This window comes from Paenibacillus woosongensis (assembly GCF_030122845.1).
Classification (GTDB): domain Bacteria; phylum Bacillota; class Bacilli; order Paenibacillales; family Paenibacillaceae; genus Fontibacillus; species Fontibacillus woosongensis_A.
The window spans coordinates 3,916,058-3,931,937 of the sequence record NZ_CP126084.1 but is presented as its reverse complement, the minus strand read 5'-3'; the positions used below and the strand labels follow the sequence as shown (position 1 = coordinate 3,931,937).

Genomic DNA, 15,880 nt, shown 5'->3' with positions numbered 1-15,880 from the left:
GCATATGAAGATGATTTCAATTAAATTTTCATAACTCCGCCGTTGCTCGCGTTGGTAACGAGCTTGGAATAGCGGGCAAGGTAACCGGTCTTCACCTTCGGCTCGAAGCCTTTCCAGTTCGCACGGCGACGGGCCATTTCCTCATCGGAAACATGAAGCTCGATTTTGCGGTTATTCAGATCCAGCTCGATGATATCCCCATCTTCTACGAAAGCGATTGGTCCGCCTTCGGCTGCTTCCGGAGAAATATGGCCGATACTGATGCCGCGGGAAGCTCCAGAGAAGCGGCCGTCCGTAATGAGGCCGACTTTTGCGCCAAGGCCCATACCGGCGATTTGCGAGGTTGGAGCAAGCATCTCCGGCATACCTGGTCCGCCTTTTGGCCCTTCATAGCGAATGACGACGACATGGCCTTCCTTGACCTTGCCATTTGCGATGCCTTCCAGCGCTTGCTCCTGCGAGTCGAAGCAGATGGCCGGGCCTTTATGGTATCCGCCAACCGAAGGATCAACCGCACCGACCTTGATTACGGAACCTTCAGGTGCGAGGTTTCCGTACAGAATGGCGAGGCCGCCTTTCTCGGAATGCGGGTTGTCGATGGAACGGATGACTTCACGGTCATGGACCTCGCTGCCGGCCACGTTCTCGGCAAGCGTCTTGCCCGTTACGGTCATTTGGCCGCCATGGATCGCTCCAGGCTTCTTCAACAGCTCGTTGATTACGGCACTTACGCCGCCAGCCCGGTGAACGTCTTCGATGAAATGGTCGGATGCCGGAGCCAGCTTCGAAATATGAGGGACACGGTTGGCCACCTCATTGATACGCTCCAGCGGGTAATCGATGCCTGCTTCCTGAGCCAAAGCCAAGGTGTGCAGCACCGTATTGGTTGAGCCACCCATGGCCATATCAAGCGCGAAGGCGTTGTCGATCGATTCTTTCGTTACGATATCGCGTGGTTTAAGATCCAGCTTGATCAGCTCCATCAATTGACGGGCGGATTGTCTTACGAAATCCTTCCGCGCTTCGTCGACCGCGAGAATCGTACCGTTGCCCGGCATGGCCAGTCCCAGCGCTTCGGCGAGACAGTTCATGGAGTTGGCCGTGAACATACCGGAGCAGGAGCCGCAAGTCGGACAGCCGTATTGTTCAAGCTCAAGCAGGTCAGCATCGTCGATCTTGCCCGCTTGATAAGCGCCTACGCCTTCGAAGACAGAAGTCAAGGACAGTCTGCGTCCTTTGCTGTCTACGCCGGCTTTCATCGGTCCGCCGCTGACGAATACGGTCGGGATGTTCACGCGAAGCGCGCCCATCATCATCCCTGGCGTGATCTTGTCACAGTTCGGGATGCAGACCATTCCGTCGAACCAGTGGGCGGAAACAACGGTTTCCAGGGAGTCGGCAATGATTTCCCGGCTCGGCAGGGAATAACGCATCCCGATGTGCCCCATCGCAATACCATCATCGACGCCGATGGTGTTGAATTCAAAAGGTACGCCGCCGGCTTCGCGGATCGCTTCTTTGACGATTTTACCGAATTCCTGCAAATGCACATGGCCAGGAACGATATCAATATAGGAGTTACATACGGCGATGAACGGCTTGCCGAAATCCTCGTCCTTCACGCCTGCAGCCCGCAGCAAACTGCGGTGAGGCGCGCGGTCGAAGCCTTTTTTGATCATATCTGAACGCATTTTCTTGGCAGTCATGGTTGCCTATCCCCCCATAAAATGTATATTGTGATTTTGGAACTTTACACCGCTAAAGGTTTTCTCTAAAGTCTATCATATGTATTCGGCTTTTTCTAGCGCTTGATAAGGATTGGAAGGAAGGTTTTTGATTAAAAAAAGAGCCCCAGTCTAATCTGGAACTCTTCCTTGCAAACGGATGGTTTTCCATCCTTATTTATTGTTGTTGTTATTGTTGTTGCGGGCTTCCCCGCCCATGCGTCCTATACGGCGGTAGAATTCCTTATCGTGCTTCTCGGAGGTGGCTTCTCCGCCCTTTTGGCCAATCTCTTGATAGAATTCCTTGCTGTGGCTTCTGGAAGTAGCTTCTCCGCCTTTTTGCCCGATTTCCTGGTAGAACTCTTTGCCGTGGTTTTTGGAGGTGGCCTGTCCTCCCAAGCGACCGGCTTCTTGACGGCTCATTTTGCCGTTTCCGCGTGCCATTTCCAATCAACTCCTTATGCGAAAAATATTGTTTTGCGTATGATTTATTTACCACAGTCAGTTAGTTTGAAACGCCAGAAACCAAAAAAAGAGCCAAATGGCTCTAAAATTGGCAATATTCTTCAATATTGCTGATTTGGCTGGTCAATGCTTGCTGACTGTACGGAAGGGGCGGAATGCCCGGCGCTCCAACTTCAGCAGCCATTGCACCGGGGGTTCAATGACCGGCGACGTCCATTTGCGTACAAGGGGATGGCTGAGCACAAGGGTCAGGAAGATAGCCCCGACAATAAGCATGGCGGAAGCTGCCGTATTCGTAACGCGATCATATAAAGGGGAGGCGGCCGCAAAGCGGATAATGAATCCATGCAGGAGGAACACATACAAGGTGCGCCGTCCCAGATCGGTCAGCCTGCTCTCCCGCAAGGGCACGAAAGACAGAAAAGCGATTCCTGCCAGCAGCTGCAGGGCGTAAAGAGCCAGTCGGTAGGCTCCGGCATACCATTCGTCATGACCGAGCTGCCCGTACGTCATGCTGCCGTACAGCCATCCGGCATCGATAAGCTGCCCCCATAAAACGACGGCAACCAGCATAACACCGGCAAGTGACATAGCAAGCGCACGGGCCAAAGGAGTGAAGAATTTCTCCAAATAGGCAAATGAAAAATGATAACCGGCAATAAAGAAAGGCAAATACACAAAGGTCCGCGACAAGCTGAGCCAGACTCCATCTACTTGCAAATATCCGACGAGCACGCCTAGAGCAAGCGATACCGCCAGCTGCTGGAGGGGCGTCCATTTGTTCATGACGATCAGCAGTACGCGCCAGCACAGATGACTGGCAAGGAACCAGAGCAGCAGGTACGGGGCAAAGAAGGAATGGTGGATGTTCTGTACCTTAAATACGGTAACGTCCAGTATCGAATACAGGCTTTGAAAGATCACGTACTGGAGGCTGATTTGCAGCATCAGCTTGCGGCCGGGCAGGCCGAGCAGATTGGTTTTGGCGAAGTAACCGGTGACGAATACGAACAGCGGCATATGAAAAGTAAAAATCCATACATATAGAGCATGCATGGCGTCTATGTCTTGGATCAGCGGCTCGATGGCATTGCCGATGAAGACGCAAATGATCAGTAAAAAGCGCAGGTTGAGAAAAAATGCCTCTCCGCGCGGATTCGATGGGATGATGTTCGTCTTCATGCTGACAGCCTCCTCAAGCCTTTCAATCATTCAAAATTTTAAGTATTCGGTCTCTGTAATAAAGGTACTCTTTTTGAAGATCAGTACACGTGATAATTATCACAATAGAAAACGCTGTCAGTCCGCGCATTTGTGGCAAAGTATTGAATCATATACAATAGCGGTAATGTGAGTAAGCTGTACGAGGGCTGCATAAAGCGAACGATGAAACCGGGGGGAATGACTATGGCGATTGTTCAGGCAGGCGAACGCAGGGTGCCATGCCAGGCAATATTATTTGATAAGGATGGAACCTTGCTGGATTTCATGGCCCTCTGGGGAGAATGGGCGATGACGCTGCTGGATTTGCTGGACAGCCATTTGGAATTGCTGGGGGCGCGGCGGATCGACAGCAGAGCAGCGCTGCTGGGGCTTAAGCTGGATGAGCGGCAGCAGATCGAGGATTATGATAAGACCGGGCCGCTGGCGATGGGGAGCGAGGAAGAGGTCACCGCGCTGCTCGCCTGGCAGCTGTATGCGGCGGGAGTTCCCTGGAACGAGGCGCTGATTCAGGTTAGGCAGTTCAGCTCGTCGGCGATGATTGAGCTGAGAAATCGCAGAAATGCCAGACCAATGCCAGGGCTCGCAGCTTTACTGAAGGCTTGCCAATCGCAGGGAATCCGCCTTGCTGTTGTCACGTCGGATACGACGGAGGCAGCGAGCGAGCATTTGAGCTGGATGGGAATCGAGCGCTATTTCGACGTCATTGTCGGCAGGGATCGGGTGAGCCTTGGCAAGCCTTTTCCCGAAATGGCTGTGCTTGCTTGCCGCGAGCTTGGCGTATCCCCGGAGCATGCGGTCGTCGTAGGGGACAGCAACGGGGATATGCAGATGGGCAAGCAGGCGGGGGTGCGGATGACGGTTGGAATAGCTCCGGACGGCGGAGGGGAATCGTATCTGCTGGATGCAGATGCGGTTATCCGCAGTTTTATAGAAATGAAAGTGCTGGAGGAGGCATGAAAGCAATGACATTAAGCAAAATCGAGCAGCTCGCGTCCTGGGTGAAGGAGGGGCGCAGAATCGTATTTTTTGGCGGGGCAGGCATTTCTACAGAAAGTGGAATACCCGATTTTCGTTCCGCAGCGGGCATTTATCAGCAGGAGAAGGCTTCGCCGTATTCCCCGGAGGAAATTTTGAGCCGGCCGTTTTTCGACCGCCATCCAGAGGTATTCTATGATTTTTACAAAACGAAGATGATCCATCTGCATGCCGAGCCGAATCCGGCCCATCGTTGCTTGGCCTGGCTGGAGGACGAGGGCAAGCTGGATGCGGTTATTACCCAAAATATCGACGGCCTGCATCAGAAGGCAGGCAGCCGCAGCGTGCTGGAGCTGCACGGTTCCATCCACCGGAACTATTGCATGGACTGCGGGAGGTTCCATAGCCTGGAGGAAGTGATAAGTACGGGCGATCCTGTGCCAAAATGCCAGACTTGCGGCGGGACTGTCAAACCCGATGTTGTATTGTACGGGGAGAACCTGAATACGCAGGTGATCGAAAGAACGGTTGAGGCAATTAGCGAAGCGGATCTGCTGCTGATCGGCGGAACTTCCCTGACCGTTCAGCCGGCGGCTCACCTGGTCACGTATTTTCGGGGACAGCGGACAGTGCTGTTGAATGCATCGCCGACAGCTTACGATAACCAGGCCGATTTGCTGATTGCCGAGCCGATTGGCGCGGTGCTCGGGCAGGTGGAATCGCTGCTTAAAGCCGGGAGCTGAAGGGTTCGCCATGATGCCGAAAACGGTTTCTTCCTTCTTGCCAAAGGTTTTTGAACGAGATATGATATTTTGCGAAAGAAAATTACAGCAGGAAGGTAGGGAACTAAATGGCATATATTGCTAGTGAAGACCGGTACGAGTCAATGATATATAACCGTGTGGGTCGTTCGGGCCTTAAGCTTCCGGCCATATCGCTTGGATTATGGCATAACTTCGGTGGTGTAGATACGTTTGAGAACGGACGCGAGATGATTCGCAGAGCTTTTGATTTGGGCATTACCCATTTTGATTTGGCCAACAATTACGGCCCGCCTCCGGGTTCGGCGGAAGAAATGTTCGGTACCGTGCTGAAGAAAGACCTGGCACCCTATCGGGATGAATTGGTGATCTCCTCCAAAGCCGGCTACTATATGTGGCCAGGTCCTTATGGCGAGTGGGGATCCCGCAAATACTTAATTTCCAGCCTCGATCAAAGCCTGAAGCGGATGGGACTTGATTATGTTGATATTTTCTATTCCCACCGCTTTGATCCGGAGACCCCGCTAGAGGAGACGATGATGGCGCTGGATCACATCGTTCGCTCCGGTAAGGCGCTGTACGTAGGCATATCGAGCTATTCAGCGGAGCAGACGAAGGAAGCGGTCTCCATCCTCAAGCAGCTGGGCACGCCGCTGCTCATCCACCAGCCGAATTATTCGCTGCTGGATCGCTGGATCGAGAATGGCCTGCAGGACGTTCTGGAGGAGAATGGGGTTGGCAGCATCGCCTTCTGTCCATTGGCTCAGGGGCTGCTCACAAACAAATATTTGAACGGCATTCCGGAGGATTCCCGTGCGAAGAACCCAACCGGCGCTCTGCAGGAGTCGCAAATCACGCCTGAGATGCTGCGTAAAGTACGCGCACTGAATCAGATGGCGGCAGCACGGGGGCAGAGCCTCGCCCAATTTGCGCTCGCATGGGTGCTCCGCGGAGGCAAGGTCACATCTGCGCTGATCGGCGCAAGCCGGGTGAGTCAAATTGAAGAGAACGTTCAGGCGCTAAGCAAGCTTGAGTTCACCGACGAGGAATTGAACCGGATCGAAACGATCCTTCATAACCACGGCGAGCATTAATTTTGTCCGTACGCATAGAAGAGCCCGTTTCCCTGCCCATAGGGAAGCGGGCTCCGGTTATTTTCCAGAGGCGTTTCTCCGGTACTCGCTTGGCGATTGTCCGTAAAATCGGCGAAACTGCCGCGAGAAGTAGAGCGCATCGTTAAGGCCGACAGAGGAAGAAATCTGTTCGATGGACAGCTCAGGCCGCTCGCGCAGCAGCTGCCGCGATTTGTCGATTCTGAGCTTCAGCAAGTAGGTAACGGGAGTCAGCCCGGTCTCCTTCTTGAAAACGCGGGAGAGATAAGCGCGGTTATATCCCAGGCTTGCGCACATTTCTTCAATGGATACATGATGGGCATATTGGCTTGAAATATAGTAAATCATCTGCTTGACGATTTTTTGCACGGCCGACTCCCCGGAGGGAAGCGTTGATTCCTTAAGATAAGAGTCCTCCGCCTCGGCCATGATCAAATACAGGCAGCCGAGAGAGTGCAAATGCGAGCTTGGCTTCTTGCTGCGGAATTCCTGCAGCACGGACGTCAGCAGCTCGGGAATACGGCTGTCCGCCGGGGCGTGAATGACGGGATGCTTGGGCGTTAAACCCGCACGCTCCAGGAGCGAGGGTACCTTTGCCCCCGTAAAAGCGATCCAGCGGTAACGCCATGGTGTCACGGTATCGGATGAATAGCTAACCAGCTGATTCGGATGAATGAGAAAGCCGTCTCCGGGCTGCAGCTCGTATATGGAATACTCCGTTTGGAAGGTACCGTTGCCCTCCTCGACAAAATGGAGCAGATAATAGTCATAAACTTTCGGCCCGACGCGGTGATCCGGTCTGGTCTGGCTCTCGCCAGCAAATAAAATGTGCAGGTCGCTCTCATCAAATACTTCGGGGTTGGCGGCAGCGCTGTAGGTTTCTGGCAGCATTGGGGGAGCCTCCTTCGTGCTTGGCGGATCATTTCATTCTATTTATATTCTACTTGGGAAGGTCATATTTATCCATACAAACCTCGCATACATACATTATCAAAATGGCGCGAAGTCTTTATACTGAGAGCAAGAACCGAATATTCCATGAAGATGGGGTGTGCATGTTGAACAAACAGGAAATGGAGCAACTGTTCCTCTCCCGGAACGGGAGCAGCCAAGAGAGCATATTGGTATTCAATGCGCCGGGACGCGTGAACCTGATCGGCGAGCATATTGATTATAACGGGGGTTACGTTCTGCCGGCAGCGCTGGAATTCGGAACGACGCTGGCGATCCGCCGCCGTCCTGACCAGAAAGTAACCTTTGCTTCCGCAAATTTCCCGTATGCCGCGGAGTTCGAGGCGAATGAGCTAGGGCAATCCAAAACAGGGGAATGGGTCGACTACCCGATCGGGGTCATCGCGGAGCTGGGCAAGCTGGGTACGACGCTGACTAGCGGTTATGACCTGCTGTTCCATGGAGAAATACCGAACGGCGCGGGTCTGTCCTCTTCCGCTTCGATCGAAGTCGTCACTGCATTTGCGCTGCTGACCATGGAGGGCAAAGAGACGGATACCGTGGAAATTGCCCGCCTGTCCCAGCGCGCGGAAAATCTCTATGTCGGTGTAAACAGCGGCATCATGGACCAGTTTGCCGTAGCAAACGGTGCCAAGGATCATGCGATCCTGCTCATGTGTGATACGCTGGAATATCAGCGGGTACCGTTCCGTACTGGAGCTTACAAGCTGGTGATCGGCAACACGAACAAACGAAGAGGTCTGGTTGACTCCAAATACAATGAACGCCGCTCGCAGTGCGATGAAGCGCTGCGTCAGCTGCAGGCTCATGAGCCGGGGCTGGAATACCTGGCGCATTTGAAGCCGGAGCGCCTGGGGGAGCTGGAGACGATTTTTACAGACCAGGTGCTGCTGGACCGTGCCAAGCACGTCGTGCTGGAGAACGCTCGCGTGCTGGAATCCGTAGAAGCGCTGACCAACAACGATCTCCAGCATTTCGGCAAGCTCATGAATGCGTCGCATGATTCTCTGCGTGATTTGTATGAGGTGAGCTGCATGGAGCTGGATGTCCTGGTGGAGGAAGCGCGACGCATTGAAGGGACATTGGGGTCGCGGATGACTGGAGCGGGCTTCGGCGGCTGTACGGTATCTCTTGTACATGAAGATGCCGTAGATGACTTCGTCAAGCAGGTTGGCGAGGCTTATCAGCGCCGTACCGGTCTAGAAGCTGAATTTTATGTTTGTGGAGTAGGGCAGGGAGTACATGAAATGAAGGAGGAGAACTAAAATGGCTATTTTGGTTACTGGCGGAGCAGGGTATATCGGATCACATACGGTGGCGGAATTGCTGGACCGTGGAAAAGATGTCGTCGTCCTCGACAATCTGCAATCGGGCCACCGCGAAGCGCTGCTAGGCGGCAAGCTGAATGAGGGGGATTTGCGGGACAAGGCGCTGCTGGCTAAGCTGTTCGCCGAGAACGAAATCGAAGCGGTCATTCACTTCGCGGCTAACTCGCTGGTCGGAGAGAGCATGCAGCAGCCTGTGAAATATTACGACAACAACGTATACGGTACGCTTTGCCTGTTGGAAGCTATGGATGCAGCCAATGTGCGGCGCATCGTATTCTCTTCCACGGCCGCTACTTACGGGGAGCCTGAGAAGGTACCCATCGAGGAGTCGGACTTGACGCAACCAACGAACGTGTACGGAGAGACGAAGCTGATGATGGAGCGGATGATCGACTGGTTCGATAAGGTGCTTGGCATCAAATACGTGTCCCTTCGTTATTTCAACGCGGCGGGCGCGCACGATAGCGGACGAATCGGGGAAGACCACAGACCGGAAAGTCATCTCATCCCGCTGATTTTGCAGACTGCGCTTGGACAGCGGCCTTCGATTTCCGTCTTCGGCGACGATTACAATACGCCGGACGGCACATGCGTCCGCGATTATATCCATGTCAGCGATCTGGCGGACGCGCATTTGCTTGCGGTAGAGCATCTGATCGCAGGCGGAGAGAGCAACATCTTCAACCTGGGGAATGGACAAGGCTTCTCGGTTAAGGAAGTGATCGAACAGGTCCGTGAAGTGACCGGCCGCGATTTCGAGGTCGTCATGAGCCCGCGCCGCGCCGGAGATCCGGGCGTGCTGATCGCTTCATCAGATAAGGCGAGATCCGTTCTGAAATGGCAGCCGACGCGAAGCAGCCTGGATAACATCATTCGCAGCGCTTGGGCTTGGCACAGCGCGCATCCGGGCGGTTATGACGATTTCAAGTAAGGAGTGGGTGGACTGTGGCAGCGAAAGAAAGAACTATGCAAGAAGCGCAGCAAGCGATAGAGCGGCTGCTGCAATATGGGCTCGGGCATCGATTGTTTGATGACTGGGATCTGGATTATACGCGCAACCGCCTGCTGGAGCTGTTCGGGCTGGATGAGCCGTGCATGACGGAATTGGAGGAGCCTGCTGGCAGCGAGCTTCGCGAGCCGCTGGATATCTTGATCGATTATGGCTATGCGATTGGCCTTATTCCGGATAATTCCGATACGTATCGCGACTTGCTCGACGCTAGAATCATGGGTCAGCTGATGGCCCGGCCTTCAGAGACGATCGCTGCGTTCAAGAAGACCGCGCGCGAGGAAGGCATCGAGGCGGCAACCCGAAATTTCTATGCCCTTGCAGTGGACAGCAACTATATTCGCATGGACCGGGTTGCGAACAATATTTACTGGAATCAGGCCACGCCTTACGGCGAGATGGAAATTACGATCAACTTATCGAAGCCGGAGAAAAGCCCGAAGGAGATTGCCATGGCCAAGCTGCTGCCTCCTCCGGTCTATCCGAAATGCCAGCTATGCCAGGAGAATGTGGGTTATGCCGGGCGGGTCAATCATCCGGCCAGGCAAAACCTGCGGGTCATTCCGCTTGAGCTGAACGATGAGCCGTGGCTGTTCCAGTATTCGCCTTACGTATACTACAACGAGCACTGCATCGTCTTCCATCATGATCATGTGCCGATGAAGCTGACGCGGGATACCTTCAAGCGCCTGCTGGATTTCACGGCGGAATTCCCTCATTATTTCATCGGTTCCAACGCGGATTTGCCGATCGTCGGCGGATCGATTCTGACGCATGACCATTTCCAGGGGGGCAGGCATACGTTTCCGCTGGAGAAGGCTCCGGCCGAAGCGGCGTTCCGGCATGAAGCATTCGAAGGCGTCACGGTTTCCATCGTGAAATGGCCGATGACCGTGCTGAGATTGAACAGCCACCACCCTGAAGTGCTGCTGGACGCTGCCGATAATTTGTATGAAAAATGGAAAAGCTACAGCGATCCGGAAGCCGAGGTGCTGGCATTCACCGAAGAGAACGGGCAAACCGTCCCGCATAACACGGTTACGCCGATCGTACGCCGCGGCGCGGACGGCAGCTATGAAATGGATATCGTGCTGCGCAATAACCGGACGAATGAGCAGTATCCGGAAGGGATATTCCATCCACACCGGGAAATGCACCACATCAAGAAGGAGAACATCGGTCTGATCGAGGTCATGGGACTCGCGATTCTTCCTGGACGGCTAAAGGAGGAGCTTGGCCGCATCGCGGAAATTCTAAGCGGGAACCAAGGTTTGTATGAAGAAGTTCTTGCAGGACGTGAGGCTGCTCTTGCAGTTCACACCGAATGGATCCGGGAGCTTGTTGCCGCGCATGGGCACGGCATGAGCCCGGAAGAAGCCGAGGCGCTGCTTCGCAATGAGGTAGGACTGAAATTCTCCGCTATTCTGGAGCATGCCGGTGTGTTCAAGACTACGCCTGCCGGACGCGAGGCCTTCCGCAGATTCGTTAGCGCCGCTGGGTATCGCGAAGCGTAGCATGATTTAGATTAAGACTGTCTTTCATTCGATGAATGAAAGGCAGTCTTTTTTCATAAGAAAGCAAGGCGTTTTTCTCCAAAGGAAATGGTCACTCGAAGCCGCTCCGCTCACTTTAAGCATGCCGATTGTTTCCTAAAAGGGGGAAGAGTATAATTTAGAGTGCAGTACATAATTTAAGGGATAAACTAAGGGAGGCATGTTGCATGAACTCTTTTCAATTTCATAACCCGACGAGGCTCATTTTTGGCAAAGGGCAAATCACAGCACTGAAGGCGGAGGTTCCCAAATACGGCAAAAAAGTGCTGATGGTATACGGCGGCGGGAGTATTAAGCGGAGCGGGCTGTATGATCAGGTGATTACCCAGCTTAAAGAAATCGGGGCAGAAGTGACCGAGCTGGCCGGTGTGGAGCCAAATCCTCGCTTGTCCACCGTTCATCGCGGAGTGGATCTATGCAAGACGAAGGAGATCGAACTGGTTCTAGCAGTAGGCGGAGGCAGTGTGCTGGACTGCGCCAAAGCGATTGCGGCAGGAGCAAAATACGATGGGGATATGTGGGATTTTGCCGAGCACAAGGCGGTTCCGAAGGCGGCGCTTCCGCTAGGAACCGTGCTGACGATGGCCGCTACTGGCTCGGAAATGAACGGTAATTCGGTCATATCCAACGAAGCGACCGAGGAGAAGCTGGGCTGGGGCAGCCCGCTCGTGTATCCTGTTTTCTCGATCCTAGATCCGGAGAACACCTTTACTTTGCCGAAAGACCAGACGGTGTACGGTATTGTTGACATTATGTCGCATGTGTTCGAGCATTATTTTCACAAGGAAACCAACACATTGCTGCAGGACGAATTCTGCGAGGCGCTGCTTCGTACCGTAATTGAGACGGCACCTAAGCTGATCGAGGATTTAGAGAGCTTCGACCATCGGGAGACGATTCTCCTCTGCGGCACGATGGCTCTGAACGGAGTGCTGAATATGGGGCTTTCCGGCGACTGGGCAACGCATAACATCGAGCATGCCGTATCCGCCGTGTATGATATTCCGCATGGAGGAGGCCTGGCTATTCTGTTCCCGAACTGGATGAGTCATAATCTGCCTCAGGACGTAGCCCGCTTCAAGCGTCTTGCGGAGAAGGTGTTCGGGATCGATCCAAGCGGCAAAAGCGACCAGCAGGTGGCCGAGGAAGGAATCGCCGCCCTGCGCGCGTTCTGGAACTCGATCGGCGCGCCAAGCAGGCTTGCCGACTACGGTATCGATGACAGCAAGCTGGAGCTGATGGCCGATAAAGCGATGCGGTTCGGACCGTTCGGCAATTTTGCGAAGCTGCAGAAAGAGGACGTTCTGGCCATTTACCGCCGTTCCTTGTAACGCAGCGGTCAAGTGTACTATCGTGTGCTGGCCGCTGCATAACATAAGGTGCGGCCAAAATCCAAGATATATAAGCCGAGCAGGGACCCGCGGGTGCCTTGCTCGGCTTTTGCGGTTCACCGCGATTCCTGCTAATCCTGCTAAATGAACGAAACGAAACCACTTCCTGTAACGTATTACTAAATATATACACATCCAGAAAGGAGGGGCTGCAGATGGAGGCCATGTTCTGGAGCTGTCTGCTCGGCGGAGCCGTATTCGCTTTGCTCAGCGTCATCGTGGGGGATATCGTCGGCAGCTGGCTGGACGGGGTATTCGACATTTTAAACGTCGATTTTCTAAAGCCGATTATTCTGGCTTCCGCGGTGACTACGTTCGGGGGTGCCGGCGTATTGCTCGTTCGCTACACCAGTCTTAGTACTGCGGCCGTCATTGTATTTTCGATTCTAATCGCGTTGTTAATGTCGGTGATCATTTATTTTGCTTACGTTAAGCCGATGGAGAACAGCGAGAACTCGACAGGCTTCTCTGCAGCCGAGCTTCCGGGCAAGCTGGGTGAAGTGACCGTGCCAATCCCAAAGGCGGGGTTCGGGGAGATCATGGTCAATTTTGTGGCTGGCAACACGCTACATATTGCATCAAGCTGGGACAATACGGAAATTCCGGCAGGCACGCTCGTCGTCGTTATTGATTCCAAGGACGGCGTCGTGCAGGTATCGCGGCTTTATGAGAATGGACAGGAAAGGGAGATGGTGTGATGTTATTTGAAGGGATGCCTGATTTTTTGTTAATTCCGTTGATCATTATTGCGGTCATTGTTGTGCTTGGCTTAGCGTTTTGGGCTCGGTATAAGACAGTAGGTCCGGATGAGGCGATGATTGTTACGGGTTCCTTCCTAGGCAGCAAAAATATTTCTGATGATGAAACGGGCCGCAAAATCAAAATCGTCCGCGGCGGCGGGGCTTTCATTTGGCCCATATTCCAAAAGGCGGAGTTCATGTCCTTGCTGTCGCATAAGCTGGACGTGATGACTCCGGAGGTCTATACCGAGCAAGGCGTGCCGGTATCGGCTGACGGAGTTGCCATTATCAAGGTGGGCAGCTCGGTAGAAGACGTGGCTACGGCGGCGGAGCAGTTTATGGGCAAGCCGATTGAATCGCTTAAAGGAGAAGCCCAAGAAGTTCTCGAGGGGCATCTTCGCTCAATTCTCGGATCGATGACCGTAGAGGAAGTATACCGCAACCGGGACAAATTCGCCCAGGAGGTTCAAGGCGTCGCTGCCCGGGATCTCAAGAAGATGGGGCTGCAGATTGTCTCCTTCACGATTAAAGACGTACGTGACAAGCACGGCTATCTAGAGGCGCTTGGTAAGCCTCGTATTGCTGCGGTCAAACGGGACGCCGAGATCGCTGAAGCCGAGGCGGTGCGGGACTCGCGGATTCAAAAGGCGCTCGCAGAGGAGTCCGGTCAGAAGGCCGAACTGCTCCGCGATACGAATATCGCCGAGGCCACCAAGGAGAAGGAACTGAAGGTCGCTTCCTTTAAAAAGGAGCAAGACACGGCGAAAGCAGAAGCTGACCAGGCTTATCATATCCAGGAAGCGCGTGCAAAGCAGACGATGGTGGAAGAGCAAATGAAGGTTGAGCTCGTGCGTAAAGAACGCGAAATTGACCTGCAGGATAAGGAAATTTTGGTACGGCAGAAGCAATATGACGCCGAGGTGAAGAAGAAAGCCGACGCCGACCGTTATGCGGTAGAGCAGGCAGCAGAAGCTGAGAAGGCCCGAAAGATGCGGGAGGCCGACGCGCTGCAATACTCTATCGAGACCCAGGCTAAGGCTTCTGCTGAGCAGAAACGCCTCGAAGGTCTTGCGATCGCGGATGCCGAACGGGCAAAGGGGACGGCCGACGCCGAGATTATCCGGCTGCGGGGGCTTGCCGAAGCCGAAGCGAAGGAGAAGCTGGCTGAAGCGTTCCAGAAGTTCGGCGAGGCCGCGATTCTGGATATCGTGGTGAAAATGCTGCCTGAGCTTGCGGAGAAAATCGCTGGTCCAATCTCGTCCATCGATAAGCTCACCGTCGTCGATACCGGCAAAGGCGAAGGCGCTGCCCGGGTGAGCAATTACGTGACCGAGCTCATGGCTACGGCGCCGGAAATGCTCAAGAGCGTATCCGGCATCGAGCTGGATCGTTTGATTAAAGGCCTGACCCAAGGCAAAGCCCTGCCGGCAGCTTCTTCTGCCCAGGCTCCGGCTGCAGCCTCCGCAGGGGCGGCTCATAACTCGCCTTCTCCGCTGCAGACAGGGTCAGTCAAACCGCCTGTCGTTCAGGAAAGCGCAGCTTCCTCGGAGCAGGATTCCTGATTTCATGGCGTGGATTTGCTTGATAACAGGGAGTAATTATTGACATTTGTGCATAAGCTCGTTGTAAAGCGTCTCGCCGAAAGGCGAGACGCTTTTATATTGCGCCGTACTATGGTAGAATTTATTATTCGTAAGCATGGTATTTTGTATTTTGGAGGCAAGTGAGGTGCAACTGTGAGCAGGCTGCATGTAGCCAAAGCGCTGAATAACAATGTAATCATTGCGAATCATCCTGGACATGGAGAGGTCGTTGTCATTGGCAAGGGCATCGGATTTAACCGCAGGCAGGGCGACTCGATTCCACTGGATGCGGTAGAGAAGATGTTCATTCTGAAGAACCAGCAGGAGCAGGAGCAGTATAAACAGCTTGTTCCCCAGGTTGATGAACATCTGATTGAAGTGATTGGGGAAATCATTATGTATATATCCCAGAAGACGAATCAAGAGCTGAATGAGCATATTCACATTGCATTGACCGACCATCTTTCGTTTGCGATCAAACGGGCGGAGCAGGATATGGCCATCCATAACCCCTTTCTGTTCGAGACCAGGGAGATCTATCCTGTGGAATACGAGCTGGCTGAGTATGCAATCGAGCTTATTCATGAAAGACTGGGCGTAGATTTAGGCCAGGACGAGATCGGTTTTGTCGCCCTCCACATCAACAGCGCGATGACGAATCGGCATGTCAGCGAGGTACGCGAGCACACGCAGCTGATCGCAGACCTTGTGAATATGGTGGAGGAGGAGCTGAGGATGAGAATACTGCGCCATTCCTTGGATTACTCACGCCTTTTAACTCATTTAAGGTTCGCGATTGAGCGCATAAAGCGTGGCGAGAAAGTTGCCGTCGTCGAGAAGTTGGAAGCGCTGCTAAGTCAGGAATATCCGGAGCTGTACCAGCTGGCCGGGAAATTGACGAAAGTGATGGAGGACAGGCTGAACAAGCCGGTATACCAGGCTGAAATCAGCTATCTGACCATGCATCTGCATCGTCTGACCGTCCATCATCGATAGAGGCTTGACACTGAACTGACCTTCTTGCTATACTCTAGTCGATAAAC

At 53.6% G+C, this 15,880-nt stretch carries 14 protein-coding genes; 10 read left to right on the top strand and 4 right to left on the bottom strand.

What is annotated here, in order from left to right; genetic code table 11:
• Positions 1 to 20: 20 nt before the first annotated feature.
• From ilvD to QNH46_RS17970, 3 genes are all read right to left on the bottom strand, one after another.
• Positions 21 to 1,706: a dihydroxy-acid dehydratase gene (ilvD, locus tag QNH46_RS17980; RefSeq protein WP_283925480.1), complete on the bottom strand. Its 1,686-nt coding sequence runs from the start codon at positions 1,704 to 1,706 to the stop codon at positions 21 to 23.
• Positions 1,707 to 1,898: 192 nt separating this feature from the next.
• Positions 1,899 to 2,168 (bottom strand): KGG domain-containing protein, encoded by a 270-nt coding sequence (locus QNH46_RS17975; RefSeq protein ID WP_283925479.1) that lies wholly within the window; start codon positions 2,166 to 2,168, stop codon positions 1,899 to 1,901.
• 144 nt (positions 2,169 to 2,312) lie between these two features.
• Positions 2,313 to 3,371, bottom strand: coding sequence for an acyltransferase family protein (locus QNH46_RS17970; protein ID WP_283925478.1), 1,059 nt, complete (start codon positions 3,369 to 3,371; stop codon positions 2,313 to 2,315).
• 225 nt (positions 3,372 to 3,596) lie between these two features.
• On the opposite strand from QNH46_RS17970, the gene QNH46_RS17965 reads away from it, so the two are divergent.
• The 3 genes from QNH46_RS17965 to mgrA all read left to right on the top strand — a co-directional run bounded on the left by QNH46_RS17965 (position 3,597) and on the right by mgrA (position 6,243).
• On the top strand, positions 3,597 to 4,370 hold the full coding sequence (locus tag QNH46_RS17965; RefSeq protein ID WP_283925477.1) for an HAD family hydrolase: 774 nt from the start codon (positions 3,597 to 3,599) through the stop codon (positions 4,368 to 4,370).
• 5 nt (positions 4,371 to 4,375) lie between these two features.
• Positions 4,376 to 5,131 carry an NAD-dependent protein deacylase gene (locus QNH46_RS17960; protein WP_283925476.1) on the top strand — a complete coding sequence of 252 codons (756 nt, stop codon included), beginning with the start codon at positions 4,376 to 4,378 and terminating at the stop codon, positions 5,129 to 5,131.
• A 107-nt stretch (positions 5,132 to 5,238) separates the two neighbouring features.
• Complete coding sequence (mgrA, locus tag QNH46_RS17955) at positions 5,239 to 6,243, top strand: L-glyceraldehyde 3-phosphate reductase (protein WP_213589654.1); 1,005 nt, start codon at positions 5,239 to 5,241, stop codon at positions 6,241 to 6,243.
• Between the two features lie 57 nt (positions 6,244 to 6,300).
• Here mgrA and QNH46_RS17950 read toward each other — a convergent pair whose 3' ends face one another.
• Complete coding sequence (locus tag QNH46_RS17950) at positions 6,301 to 7,152, bottom strand: AraC family transcriptional regulator (protein ID WP_283925475.1); 852 nt, start codon at positions 7,150 to 7,152, stop codon at positions 6,301 to 6,303.
• A 167-nt stretch (positions 7,153 to 7,319) separates the two neighbouring features.
• Between QNH46_RS17950 and QNH46_RS17945 the strand changes: the two genes are divergently transcribed.
• The 7 genes from QNH46_RS17945 (at position 7,320) to glcT (ending at position 15,833) form a co-directional block, all read left to right on the top strand.
• Positions 7,320 to 8,498 carry a galactokinase gene (locus tag QNH46_RS17945; RefSeq protein ID WP_283928486.1) on the top strand — a complete coding sequence of 393 codons (1,179 nt, stop codon included), beginning with the start codon at positions 7,320 to 7,322 and terminating at the stop codon, positions 8,496 to 8,498.
• 1 nt (position 8,499) lies between these two features.
• Positions 8,500 to 9,492 carry a UDP-glucose 4-epimerase GalE gene (gene galE, locus QNH46_RS17940; protein ID WP_283925474.1) on the top strand — a complete coding sequence of 331 codons (993 nt, stop codon included), beginning with the start codon at positions 8,500 to 8,502 and terminating at the stop codon, positions 9,490 to 9,492.
• 35 nt (positions 9,493 to 9,527) lie between these two features.
• Positions 9,528 to 11,084 (top strand): UDP-glucose--hexose-1-phosphate uridylyltransferase, encoded by a 1,557-nt coding sequence (locus QNH46_RS17935; protein ID WP_283928485.1) that lies wholly within the window; start codon positions 9,528 to 9,530, stop codon positions 11,082 to 11,084.
• Positions 11,085 to 11,290: 206 nt separating this feature from the next.
• Positions 11,291 to 12,454, top strand: a complete 1,164-nt coding sequence (locus QNH46_RS17930) for an iron-containing alcohol dehydrogenase (RefSeq protein ID WP_283925473.1) — start codon at positions 11,291 to 11,293, stop codon at positions 12,452 to 12,454.
• Positions 12,455 to 12,669: 215 nt separating this feature from the next.
• Complete coding sequence (locus tag QNH46_RS17925) at positions 12,670 to 13,212, top strand: NfeD family membrane protein (protein WP_213589661.1); 543 nt, start codon at positions 12,670 to 12,672, stop codon at positions 13,210 to 13,212.
• Between the two features lie 14 nt (positions 13,213 to 13,226).
• Positions 13,227 to 14,816, top strand: a complete 1,590-nt coding sequence (gene floT, locus QNH46_RS17920) for a flotillin lipid rafts scaffold protein FloT (RefSeq protein ID WP_283928484.1) — start codon at positions 13,227 to 13,229, stop codon at positions 14,814 to 14,816.
• A gap of 174 nt (positions 14,817 to 14,990) precedes the next feature.
• Positions 14,991 to 15,833 carry a glucose PTS transporter transcription antiterminator GlcT gene (gene glcT / locus QNH46_RS17915; protein WP_283925472.1) on the top strand — a complete coding sequence of 281 codons (843 nt, stop codon included), beginning with the start codon at positions 14,991 to 14,993 and terminating at the stop codon, positions 15,831 to 15,833.
• The last annotated feature ends 47 nt before the right edge of the window (positions 15,834 to 15,880 follow it).

Bases quoted from the DNA above. Each gene is read 5' to 3' on its own strand.
- floT (WP_283928484.1), top strand. From the start codon at position 13,227: ATGCCTGATTTTTTGTTAATTCCGTTGATCATTATTGCGGTCATTGTT.
- ilvD (WP_283925480.1), bottom strand. From the start codon at position 1,706: ATGACTGCCAAGAAAATGCGTTCAGATATGATCAAAAAAGGCTTCGAC.
- QNH46_RS17960 (WP_283925476.1), top strand. From the start codon at position 4,376: ATGACATTAAGCAAAATCGAGCAGCTCGCGTCCTGGGTGAAGGAGGGG.
- QNH46_RS17930 (WP_283925473.1), top strand. From the start codon at position 11,291: ATGAACTCTTTTCAATTTCATAACCCGACGAGGCTCATTTTTGGCAAA.
- galE (WP_283925474.1), top strand. From the start codon at position 8,500: ATGGCTATTTTGGTTACTGGCGGAGCAGGGTATATCGGATCACATACG.
- QNH46_RS17950 (WP_283925475.1), bottom strand. From the start codon at position 7,152: ATGCTGCCAGAAACCTACAGCGCTGCCGCCAACCCCGAAGTATTTGAT.
- QNH46_RS17925 (WP_213589661.1), top strand. From the start codon at position 12,670: ATGGAGGCCATGTTCTGGAGCTGTCTGCTCGGCGGAGCCGTATTCGCT.
- QNH46_RS17970 (WP_283925478.1), bottom strand. From the start codon at position 3,371: ATGAAGACGAACATCATCCCATCGAATCCGCGCGGAGAGGCATTTTTT.
- QNH46_RS17975 (WP_283925479.1), bottom strand. From the start codon at position 2,168: ATGGCACGCGGAAACGGCAAAATGAGCCGTCAAGAAGCCGGTCGCTTG.
- mgrA (WP_213589654.1), top strand. From the start codon at position 5,239: ATGGCATATATTGCTAGTGAAGACCGGTACGAGTCAATGATATATAAC.
- QNH46_RS17935 (WP_283928485.1), top strand. From the start codon at position 9,528: ATGCAAGAAGCGCAGCAAGCGATAGAGCGGCTGCTGCAATATGGGCTC.
- QNH46_RS17965 (WP_283925477.1), top strand. From the start codon at position 3,597: ATGGCGATTGTTCAGGCAGGCGAACGCAGGGTGCCATGCCAGGCAATA.